General features: G+C 71.5%; 22 protein-coding genes and 1 pseudogene. 13 read left to right on the top strand and 10 right to left on the bottom strand.

All coding sequences use genetic code 11. The features are described from left to right. Positions 1 to 130: 130 nt before the first annotated feature. The 3 genes from FDO69_RS36410 to FDO69_RS36400 all read left to right on the top strand — a co-directional run bounded on the left by FDO69_RS36410 (position 131) and on the right by FDO69_RS36400 (position 2,563). The gene (locus FDO69_RS36410; protein ID WP_170320991.1) at positions 131 to 772 is read left to right on the top strand and encodes a hypothetical protein; all 642 of its coding nucleotides are present in this window, start codon (positions 131 to 133) and stop codon (positions 770 to 772) included. A gap of 256 nt (positions 773 to 1,028) precedes the next feature. Further along, the gene (locus FDO69_RS36405) at positions 1,029 to 1,628 is read left to right on the top strand and encodes a dihydrofolate reductase family protein (RefSeq protein WP_104787254.1); all 600 of its coding nucleotides are present in this window, start codon (positions 1,029 to 1,031) and stop codon (positions 1,626 to 1,628) included. Between the two features lie 164 nt (positions 1,629 to 1,792). Beyond that, on the top strand, positions 1,793 to 2,563 hold the full coding sequence (locus FDO69_RS36400) for a GNAT family N-acetyltransferase (protein ID WP_420878572.1): 771 nt from the start codon (positions 1,793 to 1,795) through the stop codon (positions 2,561 to 2,563). A 71-nt stretch (positions 2,564 to 2,634) separates the two neighbouring features. Here the strand turns inward: FDO69_RS36400 and FDO69_RS36395 are convergent, their stop codons facing one another. From FDO69_RS36395 to FDO69_RS36380, 4 genes are all read right to left on the bottom strand, one after another. Then, positions 2,635 to 4,053 carry a sensor histidine kinase gene (locus FDO69_RS36395; protein ID WP_104787248.1) on the bottom strand — a complete coding sequence of 473 codons (1,419 nt, stop codon included), beginning with the start codon at positions 4,051 to 4,053 and terminating at the stop codon, positions 2,635 to 2,637. Beyond that, a complete protein-coding gene (locus tag FDO69_RS36390; protein WP_104787245.1) occupies positions 4,054 to 4,773 on the bottom strand; it encodes a response regulator transcription factor in 720 nt (239 codons plus the stop codon). A 117-nt stretch (positions 4,774 to 4,890) separates the two neighbouring features. Beyond that, a complete protein-coding gene (locus FDO69_RS36385; RefSeq protein WP_104787242.1) occupies positions 4,891 to 5,967 on the bottom strand; it encodes an LLM class flavin-dependent oxidoreductase in 1,077 nt (358 codons plus the stop codon). A gap of 452 nt (positions 5,968 to 6,419) precedes the next feature. Then, positions 6,420 to 7,310 (bottom strand): NADP-dependent oxidoreductase, encoded by an 891-nt coding sequence (locus tag FDO69_RS36380; RefSeq protein WP_104787240.1) that lies wholly within the window; start codon positions 7,308 to 7,310, stop codon positions 6,420 to 6,422. A 121-nt stretch (positions 7,311 to 7,431) separates the two neighbouring features. Between FDO69_RS36380 and FDO69_RS36375 the strand changes: the two genes are divergently transcribed. Both FDO69_RS36375 and FDO69_RS36370 read left to right on the top strand, forming a co-directional pair. Then, complete coding sequence (locus tag FDO69_RS36375; RefSeq protein ID WP_104787237.1) at positions 7,432 to 7,839, top strand: winged helix-turn-helix transcriptional regulator; 408 nt, start codon at positions 7,432 to 7,434, stop codon at positions 7,837 to 7,839. Between the two features lie 47 nt (positions 7,840 to 7,886). Next, complete coding sequence (locus FDO69_RS36370) at positions 7,887 to 8,222, top strand: YnfA family protein (RefSeq protein ID WP_031140913.1); 336 nt, start codon at positions 7,887 to 7,889, stop codon at positions 8,220 to 8,222. 38 nt (positions 8,223 to 8,260) lie between these two features. On the opposite strand, the gene FDO69_RS36365 is transcribed toward FDO69_RS36370, so the two are convergent. Then, positions 8,261 to 8,698 carry an ester cyclase gene (locus FDO69_RS36365; protein WP_104787235.1) on the bottom strand — a complete coding sequence of 146 codons (438 nt, stop codon included), beginning with the start codon at positions 8,696 to 8,698 and terminating at the stop codon, positions 8,261 to 8,263. A gap of 121 nt (positions 8,699 to 8,819) precedes the next feature. On the opposite strand from FDO69_RS36365, the gene FDO69_RS36360 reads away from it, so the two are divergent. After that, complete coding sequence (locus tag FDO69_RS36360; protein ID WP_104787232.1) at positions 8,820 to 9,596, top strand: SDR family NAD(P)-dependent oxidoreductase; 777 nt, start codon at positions 8,820 to 8,822, stop codon at positions 9,594 to 9,596. A gap of 10 nt (positions 9,597 to 9,606) precedes the next feature. Here FDO69_RS36360 and FDO69_RS36355 read toward each other — a convergent pair whose 3' ends face one another. Beyond that, entirely contained in the window at positions 9,607 to 10,800 is a 1,194-nt protein-coding gene (locus FDO69_RS36355; protein ID WP_104787229.1) for an RtcB family protein, read from the bottom strand. A 171-nt stretch (positions 10,801 to 10,971) separates the two neighbouring features. On the opposite strand from FDO69_RS36355, the gene FDO69_RS36350 reads away from it, so the two are divergent. From FDO69_RS36350 to FDO69_RS36340, 3 genes are all read left to right on the top strand, one after another. Then, a complete protein-coding gene (locus tag FDO69_RS36350) occupies positions 10,972 to 11,790 on the top strand; it encodes a hypothetical protein (protein WP_104787226.1) in 819 nt (272 codons plus the stop codon). Between the two features lie 134 nt (positions 11,791 to 11,924). Then, on the top strand, positions 11,925 to 12,812 hold the full coding sequence (locus FDO69_RS36345; protein WP_234388249.1) for a DUF3558 family protein: 888 nt from the start codon (positions 11,925 to 11,927) through the stop codon (positions 12,810 to 12,812). 88 nt (positions 12,813 to 12,900) lie between these two features. Next, positions 12,901 to 14,220 (top strand): DUF2637 domain-containing protein, encoded by a 1,320-nt coding sequence (locus tag FDO69_RS36340; protein WP_104787220.1) that lies wholly within the window; start codon positions 12,901 to 12,903, stop codon positions 14,218 to 14,220. 109 nt (positions 14,221 to 14,329) lie between these two features. On the opposite strand, the gene lysS is transcribed toward FDO69_RS36340, so the two are convergent. Then, the gene (lysS, locus tag FDO69_RS36335) at positions 14,330 to 16,078 is read right to left on the bottom strand and encodes a lysine--tRNA ligase (RefSeq protein ID WP_104787218.1); all 1,749 of its coding nucleotides are present in this window, start codon (positions 16,076 to 16,078) and stop codon (positions 14,330 to 14,332) included. Positions 16,079 to 16,226: 148 nt separating this feature from the next. Between lysS and argS the strand changes: the two genes are divergently transcribed. Beyond that, complete coding sequence (argS, locus tag FDO69_RS36330; RefSeq protein WP_104787215.1) at positions 16,227 to 17,990, top strand: arginine--tRNA ligase; 1,764 nt, start codon at positions 16,227 to 16,229, stop codon at positions 17,988 to 17,990. Positions 17,991 to 18,066: 76 nt separating this feature from the next. Here argS and FDO69_RS36325 read toward each other — a convergent pair whose 3' ends face one another. Beyond that, positions 18,067 to 18,450: a peptidase inhibitor family I36 protein gene (locus FDO69_RS36325; RefSeq protein ID WP_104787213.1), complete on the bottom strand. Its 384-nt coding sequence runs from the start codon at positions 18,448 to 18,450 to the stop codon at positions 18,067 to 18,069. Between the two features lie 307 nt (positions 18,451 to 18,757). Here FDO69_RS36325 and FDO69_RS36320 point away from each other — a divergent pair, with 307 nt between their 5' ends. Both FDO69_RS36320 and FDO69_RS36315 read left to right on the top strand, forming a co-directional pair. Then, positions 18,758 to 19,519, top strand: coding sequence for a peptidoglycan-binding protein (locus FDO69_RS36320; protein WP_104787210.1), 762 nt, complete (start codon positions 18,758 to 18,760; stop codon positions 19,517 to 19,519). Further along, on the top strand, positions 19,516 to 20,328 hold the full coding sequence (locus tag FDO69_RS36315; protein WP_104787207.1) for a helix-turn-helix domain-containing protein: 813 nt from the start codon (positions 19,516 to 19,518) through the stop codon (positions 20,326 to 20,328). The genes FDO69_RS36320 and FDO69_RS36315 overlap by 4 nt, the downstream gene beginning before the upstream one ends. A gap of 138 nt (positions 20,329 to 20,466) precedes the next feature. Here the strand turns inward: FDO69_RS36315 and FDO69_RS36310 are convergent, their stop codons facing one another. Further along, complete coding sequence (locus tag FDO69_RS36310; RefSeq protein WP_420878571.1) at positions 20,467 to 20,550, bottom strand: mycothiol transferase; 84 nt, start codon at positions 20,548 to 20,550, stop codon at positions 20,467 to 20,469. Positions 20,551 to 20,594: 44 nt separating this feature from the next. Here FDO69_RS36310 and FDO69_RS42490 point away from each other — a divergent pair. Continuing rightward, positions 20,595 to 20,711 (top strand): annotated as a pseudogene (locus FDO69_RS42490) (DUF4253 domain-containing protein); the annotation flags it as partial. Here the strand turns inward: FDO69_RS42490 and FDO69_RS36300 are convergent. Continuing rightward, positions 20,677 to 21,909 (bottom strand): aminotransferase-like domain-containing protein, encoded by a 1,233-nt coding sequence (locus FDO69_RS36300; RefSeq protein ID WP_104787204.1) that lies wholly within the window; start codon positions 21,907 to 21,909, stop codon positions 20,677 to 20,679. The pseudogene FDO69_RS42490 and the gene FDO69_RS36300 sit on opposite strands and share 35 nt — an antisense overlap. Positions 21,910 to 22,072 lie beyond the last annotated feature (163 nt).

Genomic DNA, 22,072 nt, shown 5'->3' with positions numbered 1-22,072 from the left:
GGCTGCGGACATCCCGCGGACAGTTGTTTCAGCGCACGTTTCGGCGGGCGGCCGTGGGGGAGGTCACTGACACGATGATCGGGTTGCGCGGCGGGGGCGACGCGTTCTGGGAAAGCAGTCGGGTGGAGATATGCATCGCGGTGGCGGACTGGGCGAGGGGACCGATGACCTGGGTCCTCGACGTGCCCGGCGGGGACGGCACCGGCGCGAGGCGGAGGACGCTCAGGAGCCGCGTCGGACACAGGGTTCACCGGGTGAACCGGAGCGGGCCGCCGGACGTACTGAACGTCGGATGGACGATCTTCGGGCCGGGAGCAGCGGGAATGGTGGTCGGGTGGGGGTGACGTACAAGTACTTCGGCGCGCCCGACGGCGCGACTGCGGCCCGCGTCCCGATCTCGATGCGCCCCGAGGAGCTCGGCGGCGACGAGCTCGGCATGAACGGCATGTTCACGAAGATCAAGCCGGAGACCATGGCGGCGATGGTCCTCACGGGCATCGAAGGCGTCCCCCTGCACAAGGTCCCCCCGCTGGAGCTCGTCGTCCTGCACCCCGACTACGCCGTGGTCAAACTCCCGATGACGGTCGTCGACCCCCTGCGCGGCATCGGCGAGGAGGCGGTGGGCGCGGCGGCCTTCATCTGGTCGACGGTCCCGGACCGGGGCGGCCCCCGGGACGCGTTCAACGTCTACCAACTGCTGCACGAGTGGCAGGACTTCAGCCATCGGTTGCATGAGGCGGGGCATCAGCCGTACTGCCTGGTGTGGCCCTGAGCCGGGGTTTCATGGCATTCGGGCGGAGCTTTCGGGCTCCGCCCTCGTCATGTGCCGTGGCCGTCGTCGCGGAGGGCGAGCCCGAGAGGGCATGCACGACGCCTTCCTCCCCCTCGCCCGCTGTCTGACCACTTGACCGCTGCCTGACCATTCGCCCGCTGTCTGACCACTCGCCCGCAACGGCCCAGCCTGCTGGAGGGCCGCTCAGGCGGTCGCGCAGTCACCCCTCCAGCAGACCCGGAAGAGAGAGCACCGCATGCGAAAGCTCGTGTACTACATCGCCACCACGCTGGACGGTTTCATCGCGGGGCCGGACGGTGCCGACCCCACGGGCCCGGCCGGCTTCTGGCCGATCCCCGAGGACTACATCCAGCACCTTGTGACGGAGTACCCGGAGACCCTGCCCGTCCATGCCCGGGCGGCCCTGTCCGTCACCGCGCAGGGCACGCACTTCGACACCGTCCTGGAGGGACGGCGCAGCTACGAGATCGGCCTCAAGGCCGGCATCGACGACGCCTACCCTCACCTGCGTCACCTGGTCTTCTCCCGGACCCTCACCGAGGCTCCGGCCCCGGCCGTCGAACTGGTCGCCGACGACCCCGTGGAGAAGGTCCGGCAGTTGAAGCAGGAGGACGGCAAGGACATCTGGCTGCTGGGCGGCGCGGAACTGGCCGGTGCTCTGTACAGCGAGATCGACCAGCTCATCCTCAAGACGGCACCGCTGACCATCGGCACCGGAATCCCGGTCTTCTCCCACAAGGCCGCCTTCGATCCGCGCGGCTGGGAGCTCTCCGGCCACACCGTGCTCGACAGCGGCGCGGCCATCGTCACCTACGGGCGCGCCACCGGGAACTGAAGCCGCCCCTCACGACCCGGCTGACCGGGGTGTTTACCGGCCACAAACAGCTCCCCGGGCCGGGCGGGAGGATGATCCGGGCCGTTGACGGGCAGGACCGGTGCGGCAGCAGTCGGTGACCTGAGGGGGACCCCGTGCGTGACATCGCGGACGCGATCGAGTCGATGGAACAGCTCGCAACGGTCTGGCGGGCCATGGTGCTCGACCGGGATCCCCGCGCCGACGTGCGGGACCTGCCGGGCATCGCGGTGCGGTGGGCCGACTGCCGGTTCGCCTTCTGGAACTGCGTGACCCTGACGGAGGCCGGGGCGGACGCCGGGGTGCTGAAGCAGCGGCTGAACGAGGCCGCCGAGATCATGCGCGCGAAATCCCACCCCGGGTTCCTGTGGGTCTTCGAGGCCCTGCTCGACGACGGGGCGCGTGCCGCGCTCGGGGCGGCCGCCGAGCAGGCGGGCCTGCGGTACGCCTTCCCCGGCACCGGCATGGCGGCAGACCTGCCGCCCCTCCCCGAGCCCGCCCATCCCGAGCTGACCTTCGCACGCGTGGACAGCGACGACCTGCTGCGTGCGTACGCGGACATCAACTCGCGCGCCTACGGTTTCCCGCTGGAGGACGGGCGGGACGGGCTCGCCGGGTCCTCGTTGTGGAAGGGCGGCGTGTACGCGTACGTGGGGCTGCGCGACGGGGTCCCCGTGACCTGCGCCGCCACCGTGGAGGCGGACGGGCGGCTCTTCGTCGTGCTCGTCGCCACCGATCCGGCGTGGGAACGGCGGGGCTACGGGGAGGCCGTGACCCGCAAGGCCCTGTACGAGGGTGCCCGCGCGACCGGCCTGACCCGCGCGACACTGCACGCGACCGCCGCCGGGGCGCCCGTGTATCCGCGGATCGGATTCCGGCCGAACTCGGGAATCGGGTTCTACTCCCTCGCGGACTGAACCGCCCTGGACCGGTCGCCCCGCACCACCCCGCTCGGGACCGGCAGACACCTCGGCGCAGTCCCGTGGAGTCAGTCGATCCCCCCGCCCACCGTGAACCCGGTGACCGTCCCGCCCCCTTCCCGCCGGAACGCGAACGGCGCTCCCCCGTGGGCGAGGGCCACCTCGCGGACGATGGACAGGCCGAGGCCCGAGCCCGGCAGGGAGCGGGCGTCGGCGGCGCGGTAGAAGCGGTCGAAGACCCGGGTGAGGTCGCGCTCGGCGATGCCCGGCCCCCGGTCGAGGACCTCGACGCGGATCCGGCCGGGCCGGGCGGGCCCCGAGACGACGATCTCGATGGGGGCCCGGCCGCCCTGGTCGAACTTGACCGCGTTCTCGACGAGGTTGGACAGCGCCCGGGTCAGCATCCCGGGCCGCCCGTCGGTCGTGGTGTCGCCGCTCGCGCGCAGCCGGATCTCCCGGCCGCTGCGGCGCCGGGCCGCCCCCGCGACCTCCTCGGCGATGTCGGCGACGTCCACCCGCCGCGGCGGCTCGGTGTCGGACTGCCCGGCCGCGAGATCCACCAGCTCGTTGACCAGGTCGGTCAGCTCCCGGGCCTCCTGGCCCAGGTCGGCGACCAGCTCCTCGCGGGCCTTCGGCGGGAGCTCGTCGATCCGGCGCAGCAGGGAGATGTTGGTGCGCAGCGAGGTCAGCGGCGTGCGCAGCTCGTGGCCCGCGTCCTGGACCAGGCGGCGCTGGTCCTCCTCGGACTGCGCGAGCCGGCCCAGCATGCGGTCGAAGGCCCGGCCGAGGCGGCCCACCTCGTCATGGCCGGCCACGGGCACCTGGATGCCCAGCCGGCGGGTGCGGGCGACGTCCTCGGCGGCGTCGGTCAGCACGACCAGGCGGCGCGTGATCCGCCGGGCCAGCCACCAGCCGAACAACCCGGCGCCGATCACCACGGCGGCCATCAGCAGCAACGTCCGCTGCTGGAGCGCCCGCAGCAGGTCCTCGACGTCGCTGAACTCCTGCGCGACCTGCACCGCGCCCCGGCCGCCTCCCAGGGAGACGGTGGCGACGCGGTAGACGTCGTTGCCCACGTCGACGTCCTTGTGCTCGGCCACCTGCCCGGACAGCGCCTGGGCGGCGATCCGCGCGTCGGTTCCGGTGACCGGCAGCCCCGGACTGCCCGCGTCGACGACGTGTCCGTCCGGGCCGAGGACCTGCACGTCCGTGCGGGCGGGCCGTACGAGGTCGTGGCCGGGGGCGGCGGACGAGAAGTCGCCGGGCGTCATGCGGTTCTGCCGCACCTCGTCGCGCAGATCCTGCACGACCTCGTCGAACACCGTCTGCTGGTCCACCCGCACCAGCCGGGCGGCGGCGCTGTAGGACAGGATGCCGACCAGGATCGTCACGGCCGCGGTCACCGCCGCGAACGACACGGCGAACGTGGTGCGCAGCGAGACCAGCTTCGGCCGCCGCCCGGCCAGAAGGCGGCCCAGGCGGCCCACTCAGTCCTCCCGCAGCACGTAACCCACGCCGCGCACCGTGTGGATCAGCTGCGGCGCGCCCGGCTCGTCGAGCTTGCGGCGCAGATAGCCGACGTAGACGGCGAGGTTCTTCGAGCCGGGCCCGAAGTCGTAGCCCCAGATCCGGTCGTAGATCGTCGAGTGGTCGAGGACGATGCCCGCGTTGCGCACCAGCAGCTCCAGCAGCTCGAACTCGGTGCGGGTCAGTTCCAGCTCGCGCGCGCCCCGCCAGGCCCGGCGGGCCTGCGGGTCCATGCGGATCCCGGCCGCCTCCAAAAACCGCTCGGACAGCGGCCTGGGCACCTCGGCCACGGGTGCGCTGCCGGCCCCCACCGGGCTGGTGCGGCGCAGCAGGGCACGCAGCCGGGCGAAGACCTCCTCCACGTCGAAGGGCTTCACCACGTAGTCGTCGGCGCCCGCGTCCAGGCCGGCGATCCGGTCGGCGGTCTCCACCAGGGCCGTCAGCATCAGCACCGGCGTGCGGTCGCCCTCGGCGCGCAGCACCCGGCACACCTGGAGCCCGTCGATGCCGGGCATCATCACGTCCAGCAGGAGCACGTCCGGACGGTTGCGGTGGGCCTGCGCCAGTGCCTCGACACCGTCGGCGACCGCCATGACCTGGTAGCCCTCCAGGGTCAGGGCACGCTCCAGGGCGTTGCGGATGGCGCGGTCGTCTTCGGCGAGCAGCACGGTGTGGGGCACGCGTCCAGTGTGCCAAGCCGCCCGGCCCCCCAGGCCGTATGCGCTGCGCCGGGGTGTCCTTCTTACTCCCCTCTCACCAGCGGCCGGGCAACCTCGGAGCCGGGTCCTACCGTGTCCTCACCCTCGGTCCCGGGCGAGCCGGGCCGCGTGCGTCGGGGCGTCCGGGACGTCCGCCGGGCGGTCCACGGCGAACTCCTTGCGCAGCACCGGCACGACCTCCTCGCCGAGCAGGTCGATCTGCTCGAGCACGGTCTTCAGCGGCAGCCCGGCGTGGTCGATCAAGAACAGTTGGCGCTGGTAGTCGCCGGCGTACTCGCGGAAGGCCAGCGTCTTCTCGATGACCTGCTGCGGGGAGCCGACGGTCAGCGGGGTCTGCTCCGTGAAGTCCTCCAGCGACGGACCGTGCCCGTACACCGGGGCGACGTCGAAGTAGGGGCGGAACTCGCGCACCGCGTCCTGGGCGTTCTTCCGCATGAACACGTGCCCGCCGAGGCCGACGATCGCCTGCTCGGGAGTGCCGTGCCCGTAGTGGGCGTAGCGCTCGCGGTACAGCTCGACCATGCGCTTGGTGTGGTCGGCCGGCCAGAAGATGTTGTTGTGGAAGAAGCCGTCGCCGTAGTACGCGGCCTGCTCGGCGATCTCCGGGGAGCGGATCGACCCGTGCCAGACGAACGGCGGTACGCCGTCCAGCGGGCGGGGCGTGGCCGTGAAGCCCTGCAGGGGGGTGCGGAACTTGCCCTCCCAGTCGACGACGTCCTCGCGCCACAGGCGGTGGAGCAGGGCGTAGTTCTCGACGGCGAGGTTGATGCCCTGCCGGATGTCCTGCCCGAACCAGGGGTAGACCGGGCCGGTGTTCCCGCGGCCCAGCATCAGGTCCACCCGGCCGTCGGCCAGGTGCTGGAGCATCGCGAAGTCCTCGGCGATCTTCACCGGGTCGTTGGTGGTGATCAGGGTGGTGGCCGTGGAGAGGATCAGCCGCTCGGTGCGGGCCGCGACGTAGCCGAGCATCGTCGTGGGGGACGAGGGCACGAAGGGCGGGTTGTGGTGCTCTCCGGTGGCGAAGACGTCGAGGCCCACCTCCTCGGCCTTCAGTGCGATGGCCACCATGGCCTTGATGCGCTCGCGCTCCGTGGGCGTCCGGCCGGTGGTGGGGTCCGGCGTGACGTCGCCGACGCTGAAGATCCCGAACTGCATGCTCGCTCACCCTCCAGGTTGTTTACGATTCAACCATACCTAGAGAACGGCGGCCGACGTGGGGCTATTCCCCGGAGGGGGCGCCACGGCCGTCGTCGAGGGCTCGGGCCGAATCCCGGGACCTTCATCGAGGCCCGGGCCGGACCCCGGGGCCGCCGTCGAGGCCCGGGCCGGACCCCGGGACCGTCGTCGAAGGCCCGGGCCGGACCCCGGGGCTGCCATCGCCACGCCCCCGCCGCCCGCCGGTGAGACGTCCAAGGCCCGGGCCGGACCCCGGGGCTGCCATCGAGGCCTCGGGCCGGACCCCGGGACCGTCGTCGAAGGCCCGGGCCGGCCCCCGGGGCTGCCATCGAGGACTCGGGCCGGACCCCGAGACCGTCGTCCAAGGCCCGGGGCCGGACCCCGAGACCGTCGTCGAGGCCCGGGCCGGACCCCGAGACCCGGCTCGGGTCTCAGGGCACGAGCACCAGCCGCCCCCGCACACCGCCCCCGTCGAGCCGGGCATGCGCCTTGGCGGCATCCTGCAGCGCGAACGTCTCGGCCACCCGCGTCGTCAGCACCCCCTCGTCCACCAGCCGTACCAGCTCCGCCAGCTGCGCCCCGTCCGCGCTCACCTCGACCGCGCTCGTCCGCACTCCCCGGACGGAAGCCGGCTCCGCCTGCGGGATGACCCCGACGTACCGGCCCCCGTCGCGCACCGCGGCCAGGGCCGGCTCACCGAGAACGGCGGCGTCCAGCACCGCGTCGAACTCCCCGTCCGGGACGGCGCCCCCGACGAAACGCCCGGCCCCCAGGGACCGCACGAACGCCTCGTCCCCCTCCCGGGCCAGCCCGGCCACCGGTATCCCCCGGTGCGCGGCCAGCTGGACCGCGTACCCGCCGACCGCACCCGCCGCACCCGTGACCAGCAGCGACCGGCCCGGCGTCAGCTCCAGCAGATCCAGGGCCTGCAGGGCGGTCAGCGCGTTCAGCGGCAGGGTCGCCGCGTGGACCGTGTCCACCGAGGCGGGGGCCAGGGCCACGGCGTCCGTGTCCACGACGACGTACTCGGCGTGGGTGCCCAGCGGCTCGACCATGCCGTAGTCGAGCGCCACGACCTCGTCCCCGACACTCCACGCACTGGCCACGCCCACCGCGTCCACCGTCCCGGCGACGTCCCAGCCGAGCCCGATCCGCTTGCCCGCACCCCCGAAGACACCGGCCCGCACGCCCGCGTCCACGGGATTCAGCGAGGCCGCCGCGACCTTGATCCGCACCTGACGCGCACCCGGCTCCGGCACCCCGGCCTCCACGACCTCCACGGCCTCCGGCCCACCGAACGAGTTCACCACAACAGCACGCACAGCGACGCTCCTTGGATTGTCGGTATCCGGGACGTCCTCCCGGCCCGCACAACCCTAAGAAGAGTTACTATCCACGGGTAAGTAGTTACCTGTGAGTGCGTACCTACCCCGGAGGTGAGCCATGGCCACCATGACGGCGGCCCAGCGGCGCGAGCAGGCCCGCATCGAGTACGACGCCTTCCTCAAGAGCTGCCCCACCAACCAGCTCCTGGACCGCATCAGCGACAAGTGGGTCAGCCTCGTCGTGTCCGCCCTCGCCCCGGGCCCCCTGCGCTACAGCGACCTCGGCCGCAAGATCGCCGGCGTCAGCCCGAAGATGCTCACCCAGACCCTGCGCTCGCTGGAGCGCGACGGCCTCCTCACCCGCACCGTCACCCCGTCCGTCCCGGTCCGCGTCGACTACGAACTCACGCCCCTGGGCCACAACCTGGCCCTCCTCCTGACCGCCGTGAAGGACTGGGCGGAGAACCACTTCGACGAGGTCAGGGACGCCCGCGAGCGCTACGACGCCGAGACCCCGGGCGACTGACACCCGCGGCACGACCAGGACAGACCGGGCGTGCGAAGCTGGCCGCCATGTCCGTACTCCGCTCCGCCGCCCTGTTCGTCCTCGCCGCCCTGCTGGAGATCGGCGGCGCGTGGCTGGTCTGGCAGGGCGTGCGCGAGCACAAGGGCTGGCTCTGGGCGGCCGGCGGCGTCCTCGCCCTCGGCGCCTACGGCTTCGTCGCGACGTTCCAGCCCGACGCCCACTTCGGCCGCGTCCTCGCCGCGTACGGCGGGATCTTCGTCGCCGGTTCGATCCTGTGGGGCGTGGTCGCCGACGGCTACCGCCCGGACCGCTGGGACATCACGGGCGCGCTGGTCTGCCTCGCGGGCATGGCCGTCATCATGTACGCCCCGCGAGGAAACTGACCCGGGCCCCTCGGGCGGCTCACAACGGTCGGGGGGGCTCAGAACGGCTCGTCGGGCGGGAGCAGGCCCAACTGCCCCAGGAAGTCCATCTCGTCGAAGTACAGCCGGTAGTCGACGATCCGCCCGTCCTTCACGGTGGCGATGTCCACCCCGCGGATCCGGATCTCCTTCTGCGTCGGCGGCAGCGTCTCCCCGCCTGGCAGCTCCAGCGGCCCGGTGTTCCGCCCGCGGTAGACGCCCTCGTCGATCGCCGTGTCACCGGCCTCGTAGGAGTGCAGCGTCTGGAACGTCGCCTCGGGAACCGCCTCCGTCATGGTCCGCCAGTACTCGACGATGGCGTCGCGTCCACGCAGCTCGCCCTCGTCAGGCGTGAAGGCGACCGCGTCCTCGGCGTACAGATCGCCGATGACCTTCAGATCGGCGTGTCCGGTGACCGCGTCCGTGAGCCGGTCCATGACCTCACGCGCCTCACCCATGATCCACCTCCGGGAGAACAGGGGACCACCCAGCCTCATTCTCCCACTGCGGGGCCCACCTATCCTGGCCGGAAGTGCCTGCGCACCGTCCGCCCCGCACACCCACGCCCGAGGAGCTCCCATGGCCACCGCCGCCCCGTCCGCAGCCTCCCGCATCGCCGTCGTCACGGGTGCGAGCAGCGGAATCGGCGCCGCCACGGCCCGGCGAATCGCCGCGGCGGGCTACCGCGTCGTCCTCACCGCGCGCCGCAAGGACCGCATCGAGGCCCTGGCCGAGGAGATCAACGCGGCGGGCCACCAGGCCACGGCGTACACCCTCGACGTCACGGACCGCGCGGCGGTCGACGAGTTCGCGACGGCGTTCAAGACGATCGGCGTGCTGGTCAACAACGCGGGCGGCGCGCTCGGCGCCGACCCCGTCGCCACCGGCGACCCGGAGGACTGGCGCCGGATGTACGAGACGAACGTCCTCGGCACCCTCAACCTCACCCAGGCCCTGCTGCCGAAGCTGATCGCGAGCGGCGACGGCACGGTCGTGGTCGTCTCCTCCACCGCCGGCCACGGCACCTACGAGGGCGGCGGTGGCTACGTCGCCGCCAAGCATGGCGCCCACGTCCTCGCCGAGACCCTGCGCCTGGAGATCGTCGGACAGCCGGTCCGCGTCATCGAGATCGCCCCCGGCATGGTCAAGACGGACGAGTTCGCCCTGACCCGCTTCGGCGGCGACGAGGACAAGGCGGCCAAGGTCTACCAGGGCGTCGCCGAACCCCTCACGGCCGACGACGTCGCCGACACGATCACGTGGGCGGTCACCCGCCCCGCCCACGTCAACGTCGACCTCCTGGTCCTGCGCCCCCGCGCCCAGGCATCGAACACCAAGGTGCACCGGGAGTCGTAGAGCCTGCCGGTCAGCCCTTCACGCAGACGACCTGCTTCAGCTTCGCCACGACCTCCACCAGGTCCCGCTGCTGGTCGATGACCTGCTCGATCGGCTTGTAGGCGCCGGGGATCTCGTCCACGACACCGGAGTCCTTGCGGCACTCCACACCCTGGGTCTGCTGCTCCAGGTCCTTCGTGGTGAACCGGCGCTTGGCCGCGGTGCGGCTCATGCGCCGGCCCGCGCCGTGCGAGGCCGAGTTGAAGGACTTGGCGTTGCCGAGGCCCTTCACGATGTACGAACCCGTGCCCATGGAGCCGGGGATGATCCCGTACTCGCCGGAACCGGCCCGAATCGCACCCTTGCGGGTCACGAGCAGGTCCATCCCGTCGTAGCGCTCCTCTGCCACGTAGTTGTGGTGCGCGCTGATCTCCGGCTCGAAGGCGGGCTTGGCCTTCTTGAACTCCTTGCGGATCACGTCCTTCAGGAGCGCCATCATGATCGAGCGGTTGTGCTTCGCGTACTCCTGCGCCCAGAACAGGTCGTTGCGGTACGCCGCCATCTGCGGGGTGTCCGCGACGAAGACGGCGAGGTCGCGGTCGACCAGGCCCTGGTTGTGCGGGAGCTTCTGGGCCACGCCGATGTGATGCTCGGCGAGTTCCTTGCCGATGTTGCGGGAGCCGGAGTGCAGCATCAGCCAGACAGATCCGGTCGTGTCCGTGCACACTTCGACAAAATGATTGCCGCCGCCGAGCGTTCCCATCTGCTTGGTGGCACGTTCCTGACGGAACTTGACCGCTTCCGCGACCCCGCCGAACCGCGACCAGAAGTCGTCCCACCCCGCGGTGGCCAGCCCATGGAACCGCCCCGGATCCACCGGGTCGTCGTGCATCCCGCGACCCACCGGAATGGCCTGCTCGATCTTCGACCGCAGCCGCGACAGATCCCCCGGCAGATCATTGGCCGTCAGGGACGTCTTCACCGCCGACATTCCGCAGCCGATGTCCACGCCCACCGCCGCCGGACACACCGCACCCCGCATGGCGATGACCGAACCGACCGTCGCGCCCTTGCCGTAGTGCACGTCGGGCATGACGGCCAGGCCCTTGATCCACGGCAGCGTGGCGACGTTCCGCAACTGCTGGAGCGCGCCCTCCTCGACCGACGCCGGATCGGTCCACATCCGGATCGGCACCTTCGCGCCCGGCATCTCTACGTATGACATAACGCCCTCAATCCCCCGTAAACGAACAGAAGTCTTCAACAGCAAATACCGGAGCCAAGGTCGACGAAAAGGAAATCGGACCGGCGTCCACGGCAGTGCGTGCGATACACATTGTGTCCATCGCCCGCTGTACGGCGGCAAGCCAATATCCGTGTCGAGAGGAGCCACCACGTGCAACGGAAGGCGTGGGTACCCGGGATCGCCGTGCTCCTCGCGGCGGTACTGGCCGGCTGCACCGGCGGCTCGGCCGACGGCGGCCCGACGGACGAATCCAACCCCGGCGACACCGGCACGGCATCTCCCGCCGCCGAGCCCGGCCGCTACCGCACCCTGCCCGAGCCCTGCGCCGAGGTCGGCGAGAGCACGCTCGACGAACTCCTCCCCGGCATCCGGCAGATCAGCGACGAGGAGCAGCGCGAGAAGGCCTACGAGGGCGAGCCGACGAGCACGTTCGACACCGACCGCAAGGTCGGCTGCCGCTGGAAGGTGGATTCCCCCACGGCCACCGACCATCTGCTGATCGACTTCGAGCGGGTCGTCTCCTACGACAACGCCGTCAGCGACGACAGCCAGGCCGAGCAGCTCTTCGCGGAGCGGGAGGCCTCGGCCCACCTGCCCGAGCCGACCGCCACCGAGACGGCCGCCTCCGGCAGCACCCCGGCGGGCGGTGCGGGCGCTTCGCCGAGCGGCTCCCCGGCTCCCTCCGGCTCCTCGTCGCCCTCGGCTCCTCCCTCCGCGACCCCGACCGATCTGCAGCCCAGGGTGCTGGAGGACCTCGGCGACGAGGCCTTCCTCGACGACGGGCTGAACAGTTCCGGTTCGACGGCCAAGCAGCGGACCGTGACTGTGGCGTTCCGCACGTCCAACGTCATCGTGACCATCGAGTACGCGGAGCAGCCGGCGAGTGCCGGTGTCGTCCCGGACAGCAAGGAAATGCAGGACAGGGCGCAGAAACTGGCCTCCCGGCTGGCGGATTCACTGGGCGACTGAGGCCCCTTCACGGCCCCTTCACGCCCACCCGCAAAGGACACGAGAGAAGAACACACCGCTGCCTCACCGCGTACGGTGACCACTCGGACCCGTTCCGACCGCAGGGAATCACGAGCGTCATGAGTGAAGGAACCATGCAGCGACGAGTAGAGCGAGACCAGCGAGCGAAGCGCCTCAACCGCGTCCTTGTCTGCGCGGCCGCCGTCCCCGTGATGCTGGTCGCCGCCGGCTGCTCCTCGGACTCCGGCTCCGGCGACAGCACGGACAAGGCCGCCAAGGCAGCGGCGTCGGCGTCCTCGAGCCCGTCACCGACGGTGCAGGCGGCGGCGTACGACAAGCTTCCGGAGCCGTGCAAGGCGCTCTCGAAGAAGACGCTGAAGGACCTCGTGCCGAAGAGCAAGTCCGGCAAGGAGGGCAAGTCGGACGACATCTCGACGCGTGCCAGCTGCTCCTGGGACAGCCTCGACAACAACGGCGTGAAGGGCTCGCAGTTCCGCTGGCTGAACGTGTCGATGCTGCGCTTCGAGTCGGACGTCGCCCGCGGCCCGGCCGACAAGCTGGCCCAGGCGTACTACGAGAAGCAGGTCCAGGAGGCCCAGGCCGCCGAGGGCGCGAAGGGCGTCAAGTCGGAGCCGGTGGCCGGTACGGGCGACCAGGCGACGGCCGTGCACTACGACCTGAAGAAGAAGGAAGGCACCTTCAAGCAGCAGACGATCGTGGCGCGTGTGGAGAACGTCGTGGTCACGCTCGACTACAACGGCGCCGGTCTGGCCGGTGAGAAGACGCCGGACGAGGGCGACCTGCTGAAGGACGCGAAGAAGGCCGTCAAGGAGGCCGTGGACGCGGTGTCGGCGGCGAACGGCAAGGGCGGCGGCACGGCGGACGGCGCCCCGTCCGGAGCCGCGTCCGAGTCGTCGAAGCCGTCCAAGTCGCCTTCGAAGTCGGCGTCCGAGGAGGCCTCGGACGAGTCCTCGAAGGACGCCTCGGCCTCGCCGTCCAAGAAGCCCGCGTCGAAGAGCTGAGCAGTTCCGACAGGAACCGGCCACCCGTTCCCCGTACACATGTGCCACCCTGTTGCGCGCAACAACACGCAAGGGGAGGGGAGTACGGGTGGCCGCGCCACTGCAGCTGACTCGGATGCACCGCGTTCTCATCGGCGTGGTCGTGGCCGGCGCCGTGATCATCGCCGGTATCGGCTTCGCCGGTTCGTACGCGGCGGTCCGCGAGTTGGCCATCAAAAAGGGCTTCGGGAACTTCTCCTACGTCTTCCCGATCGGCATCGACGCGGGCATCTGCGTCCTGCTGGCCCTGGATCTGCTCCTCACCTGGATCAGGATCCCGTTCCCCCTCCTGCGTCAGACGGCCTGGCTGCTGACGGCTGCGACGATCGCCTTCAACGGCGCGGCCGCGTGGCCGGATCCGCTCGGTGTGGGCATGCACGCGGTGATCCCGGTGCTGTTCGTGGTCGCGGTCGAGGCGGCCCGGCACGCGATCGGCCGGATCGCCGACATCACGGCCGACAAGCACATGGAGGGCGTCCGCCTCACCCGCTGGCTGCTCTCCCCGGTCCCCACGTTCCTCCTGTGGCGCCGCATGAAGCTCTGGGAGCTCCGCTCCTACCAGCAGGTCATCAAGCTGGAGCAGGAGCGGCTGGTCTACCAGGCGCGGCTGCGGTCGCGGTTCGGGCGGGCGTGGCGCAGGAAGGCGCCCGTGGAGTCGCTGATGCCGCTGCGGCTGGCGAAGTACGGGGTGCCGTTGGCGGAGACGGCTCCGGCGGGGCTGGCGGCGGCGGGGATGGAGCCGGCCTTGATACCGCCGGCCCCGCAGCAGGCCCTTGACGCGGCGGAACCGAAGACGCTCGCGGCGGACGCCGCCCTCGCCTCGGCCGGTCGTGCCGCTGGGGCGGCACAGGCGGGCGCAGCGGCCCCCAGCGGCGGGCGGCGTCCGGAGCTCGACAGCACCCCTCACGCCCAGCGGTCCGACCACGAACCCGAACCGGACCAGAGCCCCTGGTTCAACACCCCTCGCGAGGTCGAGTACCAGGGGGGCTACGACCCGGCCTACGACCTCGACCAGTACGCCCAGTGGATCGCCGAGCCCTCGCAGGCCGAGCAGCGCCTCGACCAGCCGCAGGAGGTCTTCTCCCCGGAGGACACCGGCAGCTTCCCGATCCCGGTGGGCCCGAACCGCACCCGCGAACTGGGGGACGGCGGCGGCACGCCCCCCACCCCGGAGCCGGACGAGGAGGCGTACTACCAGATCTTCCGTGAGTCGATAAAGAGCGGGAACGGAGCGCCCACCCCGCGCGGGTTCATGGCCGACGTCGAGGCGACGTACGGCGTCACCCTGGAAGAGGCCGAGTCCAAGCGCATGGTGAACCGATTCTCCAACCGCCTCAACGCAGAGCTGACGGACGAGCACATCGCCTGACCCGCACCAGCAGCACCAGCACCCGCACCCGCACCCGCACCCGCACCCGCAAACGGAAGAGGGGCCCTCACCCGAGGGCCCCTCTTCCGTCGTCACGGCGACGGCGCCGCTACGGCGCGAGCAGCGCCCGCACCCGGTCCTGCCCGACCGCCAGCAGCAGCGTGGGCAGTCGCGGTCCGGTGTCCCGGCCCACCAGCAGGTGGTACAGCAGTGCGAAGAAGGACCGCTGGGCGGTCTTGATCTCCGGCGGCAGCTCCTTCGGCGTGGCGTCGGCGGAGAACCCGGCCTGCACCTTCGGCACGCCGTACACCAGGTGCGTCAGCCCGTCGAGCGACCAGTGATCGGCCAGCCCGTCCAGCAGCAGCCGCAGCGACTCGCGGCCCTGCTCGTCGAGCGACTTCAGCAGCTCGGCGTCCGGCTCGTCCCGCACGATCGTCCGCTGGTCGGCGGGGACGTGCGTGTTGATCCAGGCCTCGGCCTTGTCGTAACGCGGGCGCGCCTCGTCGAGCGAGGTCAGCGGCTGCTCGGGGTCGAGCTCGCTGAGGATGCGCAGCGCCTGGTCCTCGTGCCCGGCGGTGATGTCCGCGACGGACGCCAGCGTCCGGTACGGCAGCGGCCGGGGCGTCCGGGGCAGGTCACCGGCGGCCGTGCCCACGGCACGCGCGTGCGCGGCGACGTCGGCCGGCAGGGCGCTGCCGTCGGCGACCTTGGCGTCCAGGCGGTCCCACTCGTCGTAGAGCCGCTGGATCTCCTGGTCGAAGGCGACCTTGAAGGACTGGTTGGGCCTGCGGCGCGCGTACAGCCAGCGCAGCAGCTGCGGCTCCATGATCTGCAGGGCGTCGGCCGGGGTGGGCACGCCGCCCTTGGAGGACGACATCTTGGCCATGCCGGAGATGCCGACGAACGCGTACATCGGCCCGATCGGCTGCTTCCCGCCGAAGATGCCGACGATCTGCCCGCCGACCTGGAACGACGACCCCGGGGAGGAGTGGTCGACGCCGGAGGGCTCGAACACGACGCCCTCGTACGCCCAGCGCATCGGCCAGTCGACCTTCCAGACCAGCTTGCCGCGGTTGAACTCGTTCAGCCGGACCGTCTCCGAGAAGCCGCACGCGGTGCAGGCGTAGGTCAGCTCGGTGGAGTCGTCGTCGTAGGAGGTGACGGTGGTGAGGTCCTTCTCGCAGTTGCCGCAGTACGGCTTGTACGGGAAGTACCCGGCGGCGGTGGAGCTGCCGTCGTCCTCTGCGGCCGCGCCGGAGCCCTCGGCGGCCTCCAGCTCGGCCTCGTCGACCGGCTTCTGCCCCTGCTGCTTCTTCGCCGGGGCCTTCTTCGTGCGGTACTGGTCGAGGATCGCGTCGATGTCGCCGCGGTGCCTGATGGCGTGCAGGATCTGCTCGCGGTACACCCCGGAGGTGTACTGCTCGGTCTGGCTGATCCCGTCGAACTCCACGCCCAGCTCGGCCAGCGACTCGATCATCGCGGCCTTGAAGTGCTCGGCCCAGTTCGGGTGCGAGGAGCCCTTCGGCGCCGGGACGGACGTCAGCGGCTTGCCGATGTGCTCCTTGTAGCTTTCCTCGTCGACCCCGGCGATGCCCTCGGGCACCTTGCGGTACCGGTCGTAGTCGTCCCAGGAGATCAGGTGCCGCACCTGGTGGCCGCGGCGGCGGATCTCGTCGGCGACGAGGTGCGGGGTCATGACCTCGCGCAGGTTGCCGAGGTGGATGGGGCCCGACGGCGACAGGCCGGACGCGACGACGACGGGTTTGCCCGGGGCCCGGCGCTCCGACTCCTCGATGACCTCATCCGCGAAACGGGAGACCCAGTCGGTGGTCTCGGTGCTCTGAGCCACGATCGGCACGTCCTTCTTTCTGCATCGGGCAGCCGGTACGGTCGCACGGCTGACCGCATCATTGTCCCAGACCACCTCGCGCCCGGAAAAACGGCTTTACCCCCATGGGATACTGGCCGTGTCCATCGATTTCCCTAGGAGAACGGCACCCTCGCCCATGGCCTCGGTCACGTCCCTCAGCGACTCCGTCCACCAGCGCCTCGCGGCGGCCCTTTCGGCGGCTCTGCCGCAGGCCGGCTCCGCGGACCCGCTGCTGCGACGAAGCGACCGGGCCGACTTCCAGGCCAACGGGATCCTGGCCCTCGCCAAGAAGGAGAAGGCCAACCCGCGCGAGCTGGCCACGCAGGTCGTCTCCCGGGTCGAGTCGGGTGAGCTGATCAAGGACGTCGAGGTCTCCGGCCCCGGCTTCCTGAACGTCACGATCACCGACCGGGCGATCACCGAGACCCTCGCCGCGCGCTACGCGGACGACACCGGCCGCCTCGGCGTGCCGCGGGCCGAGCGGCCGGGCACCACGGTCATCGACTACGCCCAGCCGAACGTGGCGAAGGAGATGCACGTCGGGCACCTGCGCTCCGCGGTGATCGGCGACGCGGTGAAGCAGCTGCTGGAGTTCACCGGCGAGTCCGTGGTCCGGCGTCACCACATCGGTGACTGGGGCACCCAGTTCGGCATGCTCATCCAGTACCTGGAGGAGCACCCGCACGAGCTGGACCACAAGGCCGACGAGGTCTCCGGCGAGGAGGCGATGTCGAACCTCGACCGCCTCTACAAGGCCGCCCGCAAGGTCTTCGACGCCGACGAGGAGTTCAAGACCCGCGCCCGGCGCCGGGTGGTGGACCTCCAGGCGGGCGACCCGCAGACGCTGGCCACGTGGCAGAAGTTCGTCGACGAGTCGAAGATCTACTTCTTCTCCGTCTTCGAGAAGCTGGACATGGAGATCCGCGACGCGGACATCGTCGGGGAGTCGGGTTACAACGACATGCTCGCCGAGACCTGCCGCCTGCTGGAGGAGTCGGGTGTCGCGGTCCGCTCCGAGGGTGCCCTCTGTGTCTTCTTCGACGACATCAAGGGCCCGGACGGCAACCAGGTCCCGCTGATCGTGCAGAAGTCGGACGGCGGCTACGGCTACGCGGCGACCGACCTCTCCGCCATCCGCGACCGTGTCTTCAACCTCAAGGCCGACAGCCTCATCTACGTCGTGGACGCCCGCCAGTCGCTCCACTTCAAGATGGTCTTCGAGACGGCCCGGAAGGCGGGCTGGCTGAACGACGACGTGAAGGCGTACCAGCTGGCCTTCGGCACGGTCCTCGGCAAGGACGGCAAGCCGTTCAAGACCCGTGAGGGCGAGACGGTCCGGCTGGTCGACCTCCTCGACGAGGCGATCGACCGTGCCTCGGCGGTCGTCCGGGAGAAGGCGCAGGACCTCTCCGAGGAGGAGATCGCCGAGCGTGGCGCCCAGGTGGGCGTCGGCGCGGTGAAGTACGCGGACCTGTCGACGTCGGCGAACCGCGACTACAAGTTCGACCTGGACCAGATGGTCTCGCTCAACGGCGACACCTCCGTCTACCTCCAGTACGCCTACGCCCGTATCCAGTCGATCCTGCGCAAGGCCGGCGAGGCCCGCCCGGCCGCGCACCCCGAGCTGGAGCTGCACGAGGCGGAGCGCGCGCTGGGCCTGCACGCGGACTCGTTCGCGGCGACGGTGGCGGAGGCGGCGACGGAGTACGCCCCGCACAAGCTGGCGGCGTACCTGTACCAGCTGGCGTCGCTGTACACGACGTTCTACGACAAGTGCCCGGTCCTGAAGGCCGAGACGCAGGAGCAGATCGAGAACCGCCTGTTCCTCTGTGACATCACGGCCCGCACGCTCCAGAAGGGCATGGACCTGCTGGGCATCCGGACGCCCGAGCGGCTCTGAGCCCGGCCCCTGACGACAGGCCGAGGGCGGCTCCCCGTGTGGGGTGCCGCCCTCGGGCGTTGTGGCGAACCAGTGGTCAGCCGCAGTTCACCCACGTGTTGGACTTCATGTAGTGGCTCGCGCTGTCGGTCGTCTTGTACCCCCTCGGGATGACCCCGCTGGACCCGCCGTGGTTCTTCGCCGAGAACCACTTGAAGTCGCAGGACGCGCCGTGGTTGTACCAGGACTTGAAGCTCTGGAAGACGGCGTACTGGGTCAGGTCGTTGTTGGTCCCGGCGACCTTCTGCATGTGCCCGGTGTAGTTCTGCCCGGCCCAGACGCAGAACCAGCCCGAAGGACAGTCCGACGCCGCCTGCGGCGAGGCCTCCGCCGCACCGGCCGTACCGGCGTTGCCGGCCAGCAGACCACCGGTCAGCGCGATCCCCCCGGCCATGACGGCGAGCTTCCTGGTCATTCGCATGGTGCTTGCCCCCTTCGTGGTGGCCGACCGCACCGGCCGGCTCGACAACGAGAGTGCGGGCCGGGGGCGCCGATCCACCACAGTCGCCGCAGAAGTGACGTAGCCACGGGACGTCCCACGCCCTGACCTGCACGGACACCGCCCGCCGGGACGACACGGCGGGACGCTCCCGCCGGGCGGTGGCCGAATCGGGAGGGGGCCGGCGGGGGGAACGCAACCGATGTCTGGGGTGCCGCGTGGATGCTGGTGCAGAATGCGGCGGTGACGGGACCGCTGACCACGGTCCGGACACGCGAGTGGGGGGAACATGTCGCGTTGGAAAGGGCTGCCCGAAGAACTGGATCCGCGCGTACGGCAGTTGGTGGTGCGATTACGCCGGGCCAAGGACCACAGCGGACTGAGCCTGCGCCGGCTGGCCGCGAAGACGGGCTACAGCACGTCGTCCTGGGAGCGGTATCTGTCCGGCAGGTCCCTCCCGCCCGGGGACGCCGTCGAGGCGGTGGCCCGGCTCGGGGGTGACGACCCGACGCGCCTGCTCGCGCTGCGCGAGGTCGCGGCTCAGGCGTGGGGCACGGCGGCGGAGCAGCGCACACCACCGGCCGGGACGGCACCACCCCGGCCCCACGGCCGGGCCCTGCGCGTCACACTCGTCGCCGGTTCCGTCGCCCTGGTCCTGGCCGTCTGCTCCTCGATCCTGCTGGCCGTACGCCTCACGCACGGCGAGGGCGAAGCGGCGGCCGCCCCTCTCACCGCCTCCGCGTCCACGACGGCACCGGGCACGCCGCAGACGCCGGAGCGCCCCGTGTACACGTGCCGCTCGGAGCGGATCGAAGGCCGCTGGTACGCGGGCAACAGCCGCACCCAGAAGGCCGTCCTGGCGATGGGCCACGCCGGGCCGGAGGTGGCCGAGGCGCAGTGCCTGCTGCGGGAGGCGGGCCTCTCGCCGGGCGTCGTCGACGGGATCTTCGGCCCGCACACGCAACGCGCCGTCAAGGACCTCCAGAAGCGCTCCGGCCTGGTCGTGGACGGCATCATCGGCCCGCACACCTGGAAGGCGCTGCGGGAATGACGTCCACCCCGCCCGGCGGGCTGCCACCCGAACGCGTCCGGCTCGTCGCGTCGCTGCGGGAGTTGAGGACCGGCACCGGCCTGAGCCTGGCGGCCCTCGCGGCGAAGACCACGTTCAGCAAGTCGTCCTGGGAGCGCTACCTCAACGGCAAGACGCTCCCGCCGAGCCGGGCGGTGCGGGAGCTGTGCCGGCTGGCGGGCGAGCCTGAGGGCCGGTGTCTGGCGTTGTGGGAGCTGGCCGAGTCGGAGTGGAGCGGCCGTGCGGCACCGACGCGCAGGGACCCGCCCACGGCTTCGGAGGGGGAGGGCAACACCGGTGGCGGCAGAGGGGCGGCTCTGGCGATCATCGCCTCGGTCTGCGCACTGGCGGCCGGCGGCCTGTCGGTGGCCCTGGTCCTGCTGGCGGGCCAGTCCATCGACGGGCGCCACACCCCAGCACCTTCGGCGGCTCCGTCGCCCCGCTGCCGTGGAGCCGCCTGCGAGGGCAGGAGTCCGATGCAGATGAAGTGCGGCACGGACCCGCGCACACTCGCCTCACACCGCACGGCCGGCGGCGCCCATCTCGAACTGCGCTACAGCGCCGCGTGCGGGGCGGGCTGGGCGAGGATGTGGAGCACACGGATCGGCGACCGCCTGGAACTGGACCCGGCCGACGGCGCCCGTCCGTACGCCGCGGAGATCACCGACGGCGTCGCCGCGCAGTCCTACGTCTACACCCCCATGACCGGGGCGAGCCCTGGCACGACGATCCGGGCCTGCTTCCGCCCCGTGACGGGGGAGGGCCACGAGTGCTTCGACGCCCGCGTGTGAGAGCGCACCGGGTCGGCGCTGTGCCGTGGTGGCCCGCCTGTGAGGACGCACCGGTCAGCGCCGTGCCCTGGTGGTCCGCCTGTGAGGACGCACCGGTCAGCGCCGTGCCCTGGTGGTCCGCCTGTGAGGACGCACCGGTCAGCGCCGTGCCGTGGTGTTCGCGCCGTCCAGGGTTTCCCGGACGAGGTCCGCGTGCCCGGCGTGCTGGGCGGTCTCCCTGATCAGGTGCAGCAGGATCCGGCGCGCGGACCAGCACTCGGGCTCCGGCCGAGCACTTCGCGTTCTGCCCCGACAACATCCATTAGGGCACGCACCCGACCCTCCGGGCCTACGCCGAACACCAGGTCCTCAACCAGCGGACGTGGCACTTCTGGTGGGACTGAGCCCCTCCCCCAGCCGGCGCAGTCCCTCGGCGATCTCCTCGGGCGTCTGCGTCACGAAGCACAGCCGCAGGGTCGTCCGGTCGGGCTCGCCTGCGTAGAAGGGCGCGCCGGGGACGTAGGCCACGTCCTGCCGGACCACCTGCGGCAGCAGGGCCGTCGTGTCGTACGGCTCCGGCAGGCGCGCCCAGAGGAACATGCCGCCCTCGGGCCGGTCCCAGACCGACCCCTCGGGCAGTGCCCCGGCCAGTCCGGAGAGCATCGCGTCGCGGCGCTCGCGGTACACGCCGGCGACGCGGGCGACATGGGCGTCGAGGTCGTTGTCGGCGAGGTAGCGGGCCGCCGCGAGCTGGTTGACGGTCGGGGTGTGCAGGTCGGCGGCCTGCTTGGCGACGGCACAGGCCCGCCTCAGCTCCCCGGGCGCCCGCAGCCAGCCCAGCCGCAGCCCGGGCGCCATGACCTTGGAGAAGCTGCCGAGCAGCACGGTCCGGTCCTCGGCGCCCGGGTGGGCGGCGATCCACGGCACGCGCTCACCGTCGTAGCGCAGCTCGCCGTAGGGGTCGTCCTCGACGATCCACAGGCCGCGCCGGGCGGCGACGGCGGCCACGGCGGCGCGGCGTTCGGCGGGCAGGGTCCGGCCGGTGGGGTTCTGGAAGGTGGGCACGGTGTAGAGCAGCTTGGGCCGCTCCCGCACGACGAGTTCCTCCAGTGCTCCGGGGTCGACGCCGTGTTCGTCGCCGGGCACGGCCACGATCCGCGCTCCGGCGAAGCCGAATGCCTGAAGTGCCGCCAGATAGCAGGGGTTCTCGACGAGGACGGTGTCCCCGGGTTCGAGGAGCGCGGTGGCCAGGAGCGAGAGGGCCTGCTGGGAGCCGGTGGTGACGAGCAGGTCGGCGGGGCCGGTCGACAGGCCCCGCGCGGTAATGCGGGCGGCGAGCGCGTCCCGCAGCGCGGGTTCGCCCTCGGTGGTGGAGTACTGCAGCGCTCTCGCGGGCGCCTCGGCGAGCACGGCCTCGTACGCGGCGGCGATGCCCCGGGCGTCGAACAGCTCCGGCGCCGGGAGCCCGCCGGCGAAGTTGATCACCTCGGGGCGGGCGGTGACGGCGAGGATGTCCCGTACCGGAGAGCCGCCGACGGCCCGCGCCCGCGCGGCCAGGGGCGGCACGGGAGAGTGGGTGGGCAGGGGCTCGGCGACTGTCATGACACGGCTCCTTGGGCTGCGGTGACGCCTGGTGCCCCGCAGCCTAGGGAAGTACGTGCCGCCTACAAGCAGGTTTCCGGGATCCGGACGCCGGGCGCGCACGGACGCGGCCACCGAAACCCACGGCTCACCCCTTCACGCCGATCGCCGCGGGCCCCCGGAA

The organism is Streptomyces tibetensis, assembly GCF_007655005.1.
In the GTDB taxonomy this organism is placed as follows: Bacteria; Actinomycetota; Actinomycetes; order Streptomycetales; family Streptomycetaceae; genus Streptomyces; species Streptomyces tibetensis.
This window is presented reverse-complemented; position numbering and strand designations above follow the sequence as displayed.

Excerpts from the sequence above, each read along its gene's own strand:
- FDO69_RS36410 (WP_170320991.1), top strand. The coding sequence starts at position 131 with ATGCATCGCGGTGGCGGACTGGGCGAGGGGACCGATGACCTGGGTCCT.
- FDO69_RS36405 (WP_104787254.1), top strand. The coding sequence starts at position 1,029 with ATGCGAAAGCTCGTGTACTACATCGCCACCACGCTGGACGGTTTCATC.
- FDO69_RS36400 (WP_420878572.1), top strand. The coding sequence starts at position 1,793 with ATGGAACAGCTCGCAACGGTCTGGCGGGCCATGGTGCTCGACCGGGAT.
- FDO69_RS36385 (WP_104787242.1), bottom strand. The coding sequence starts at position 5,967 with ATGCAGTTCGGGATCTTCAGCGTCGGCGACGTCACGCCGGACCCCACC.
- FDO69_RS36375 (WP_104787237.1), top strand. The coding sequence starts at position 7,432 with ATGGCCACCATGACGGCGGCCCAGCGGCGCGAGCAGGCCCGCATCGAG.
- FDO69_RS36370 (WP_031140913.1), top strand. The coding sequence starts at position 7,887 with ATGTCCGTACTCCGCTCCGCCGCCCTGTTCGTCCTCGCCGCCCTGCTG.
- FDO69_RS36365 (WP_104787235.1), bottom strand. The coding sequence starts at position 8,698 with ATGGGTGAGGCGCGTGAGGTCATGGACCGGCTCACGGACGCGGTCACC.
- FDO69_RS36360 (WP_104787232.1), top strand. The coding sequence starts at position 8,820 with ATGGCCACCGCCGCCCCGTCCGCAGCCTCCCGCATCGCCGTCGTCACG.
- FDO69_RS36355 (WP_104787229.1), bottom strand. The coding sequence starts at position 10,800 with ATGTCATACGTAGAGATGCCGGGCGCGAAGGTGCCGATCCGGATGTGG.
- FDO69_RS36345 (WP_234388249.1), top strand. The coding sequence starts at position 11,925 with ATGCAGCGACGAGTAGAGCGAGACCAGCGAGCGAAGCGCCTCAACCGC.
- argS (WP_104787215.1), top strand. The coding sequence starts at position 16,227 with ATGGCCTCGGTCACGTCCCTCAGCGACTCCGTCCACCAGCGCCTCGCG.
- FDO69_RS36325 (WP_104787213.1), bottom strand. The coding sequence starts at position 18,450 with ATGCGAATGACCAGGAAGCTCGCCGTCATGGCCGGGGGGATCGCGCTG.
- FDO69_RS36320 (WP_104787210.1), top strand. The coding sequence starts at position 18,758 with ATGTCGCGTTGGAAAGGGCTGCCCGAAGAACTGGATCCGCGCGTACGG.
- FDO69_RS36315 (WP_104787207.1), top strand. The coding sequence starts at position 19,516 with ATGACGTCCACCCCGCCCGGCGGGCTGCCACCCGAACGCGTCCGGCTC.
- FDO69_RS36300 (WP_104787204.1), bottom strand. The coding sequence starts at position 21,909 with ATGACAGTCGCCGAGCCCCTGCCCACCCACTCTCCCGTGCCGCCCCTG.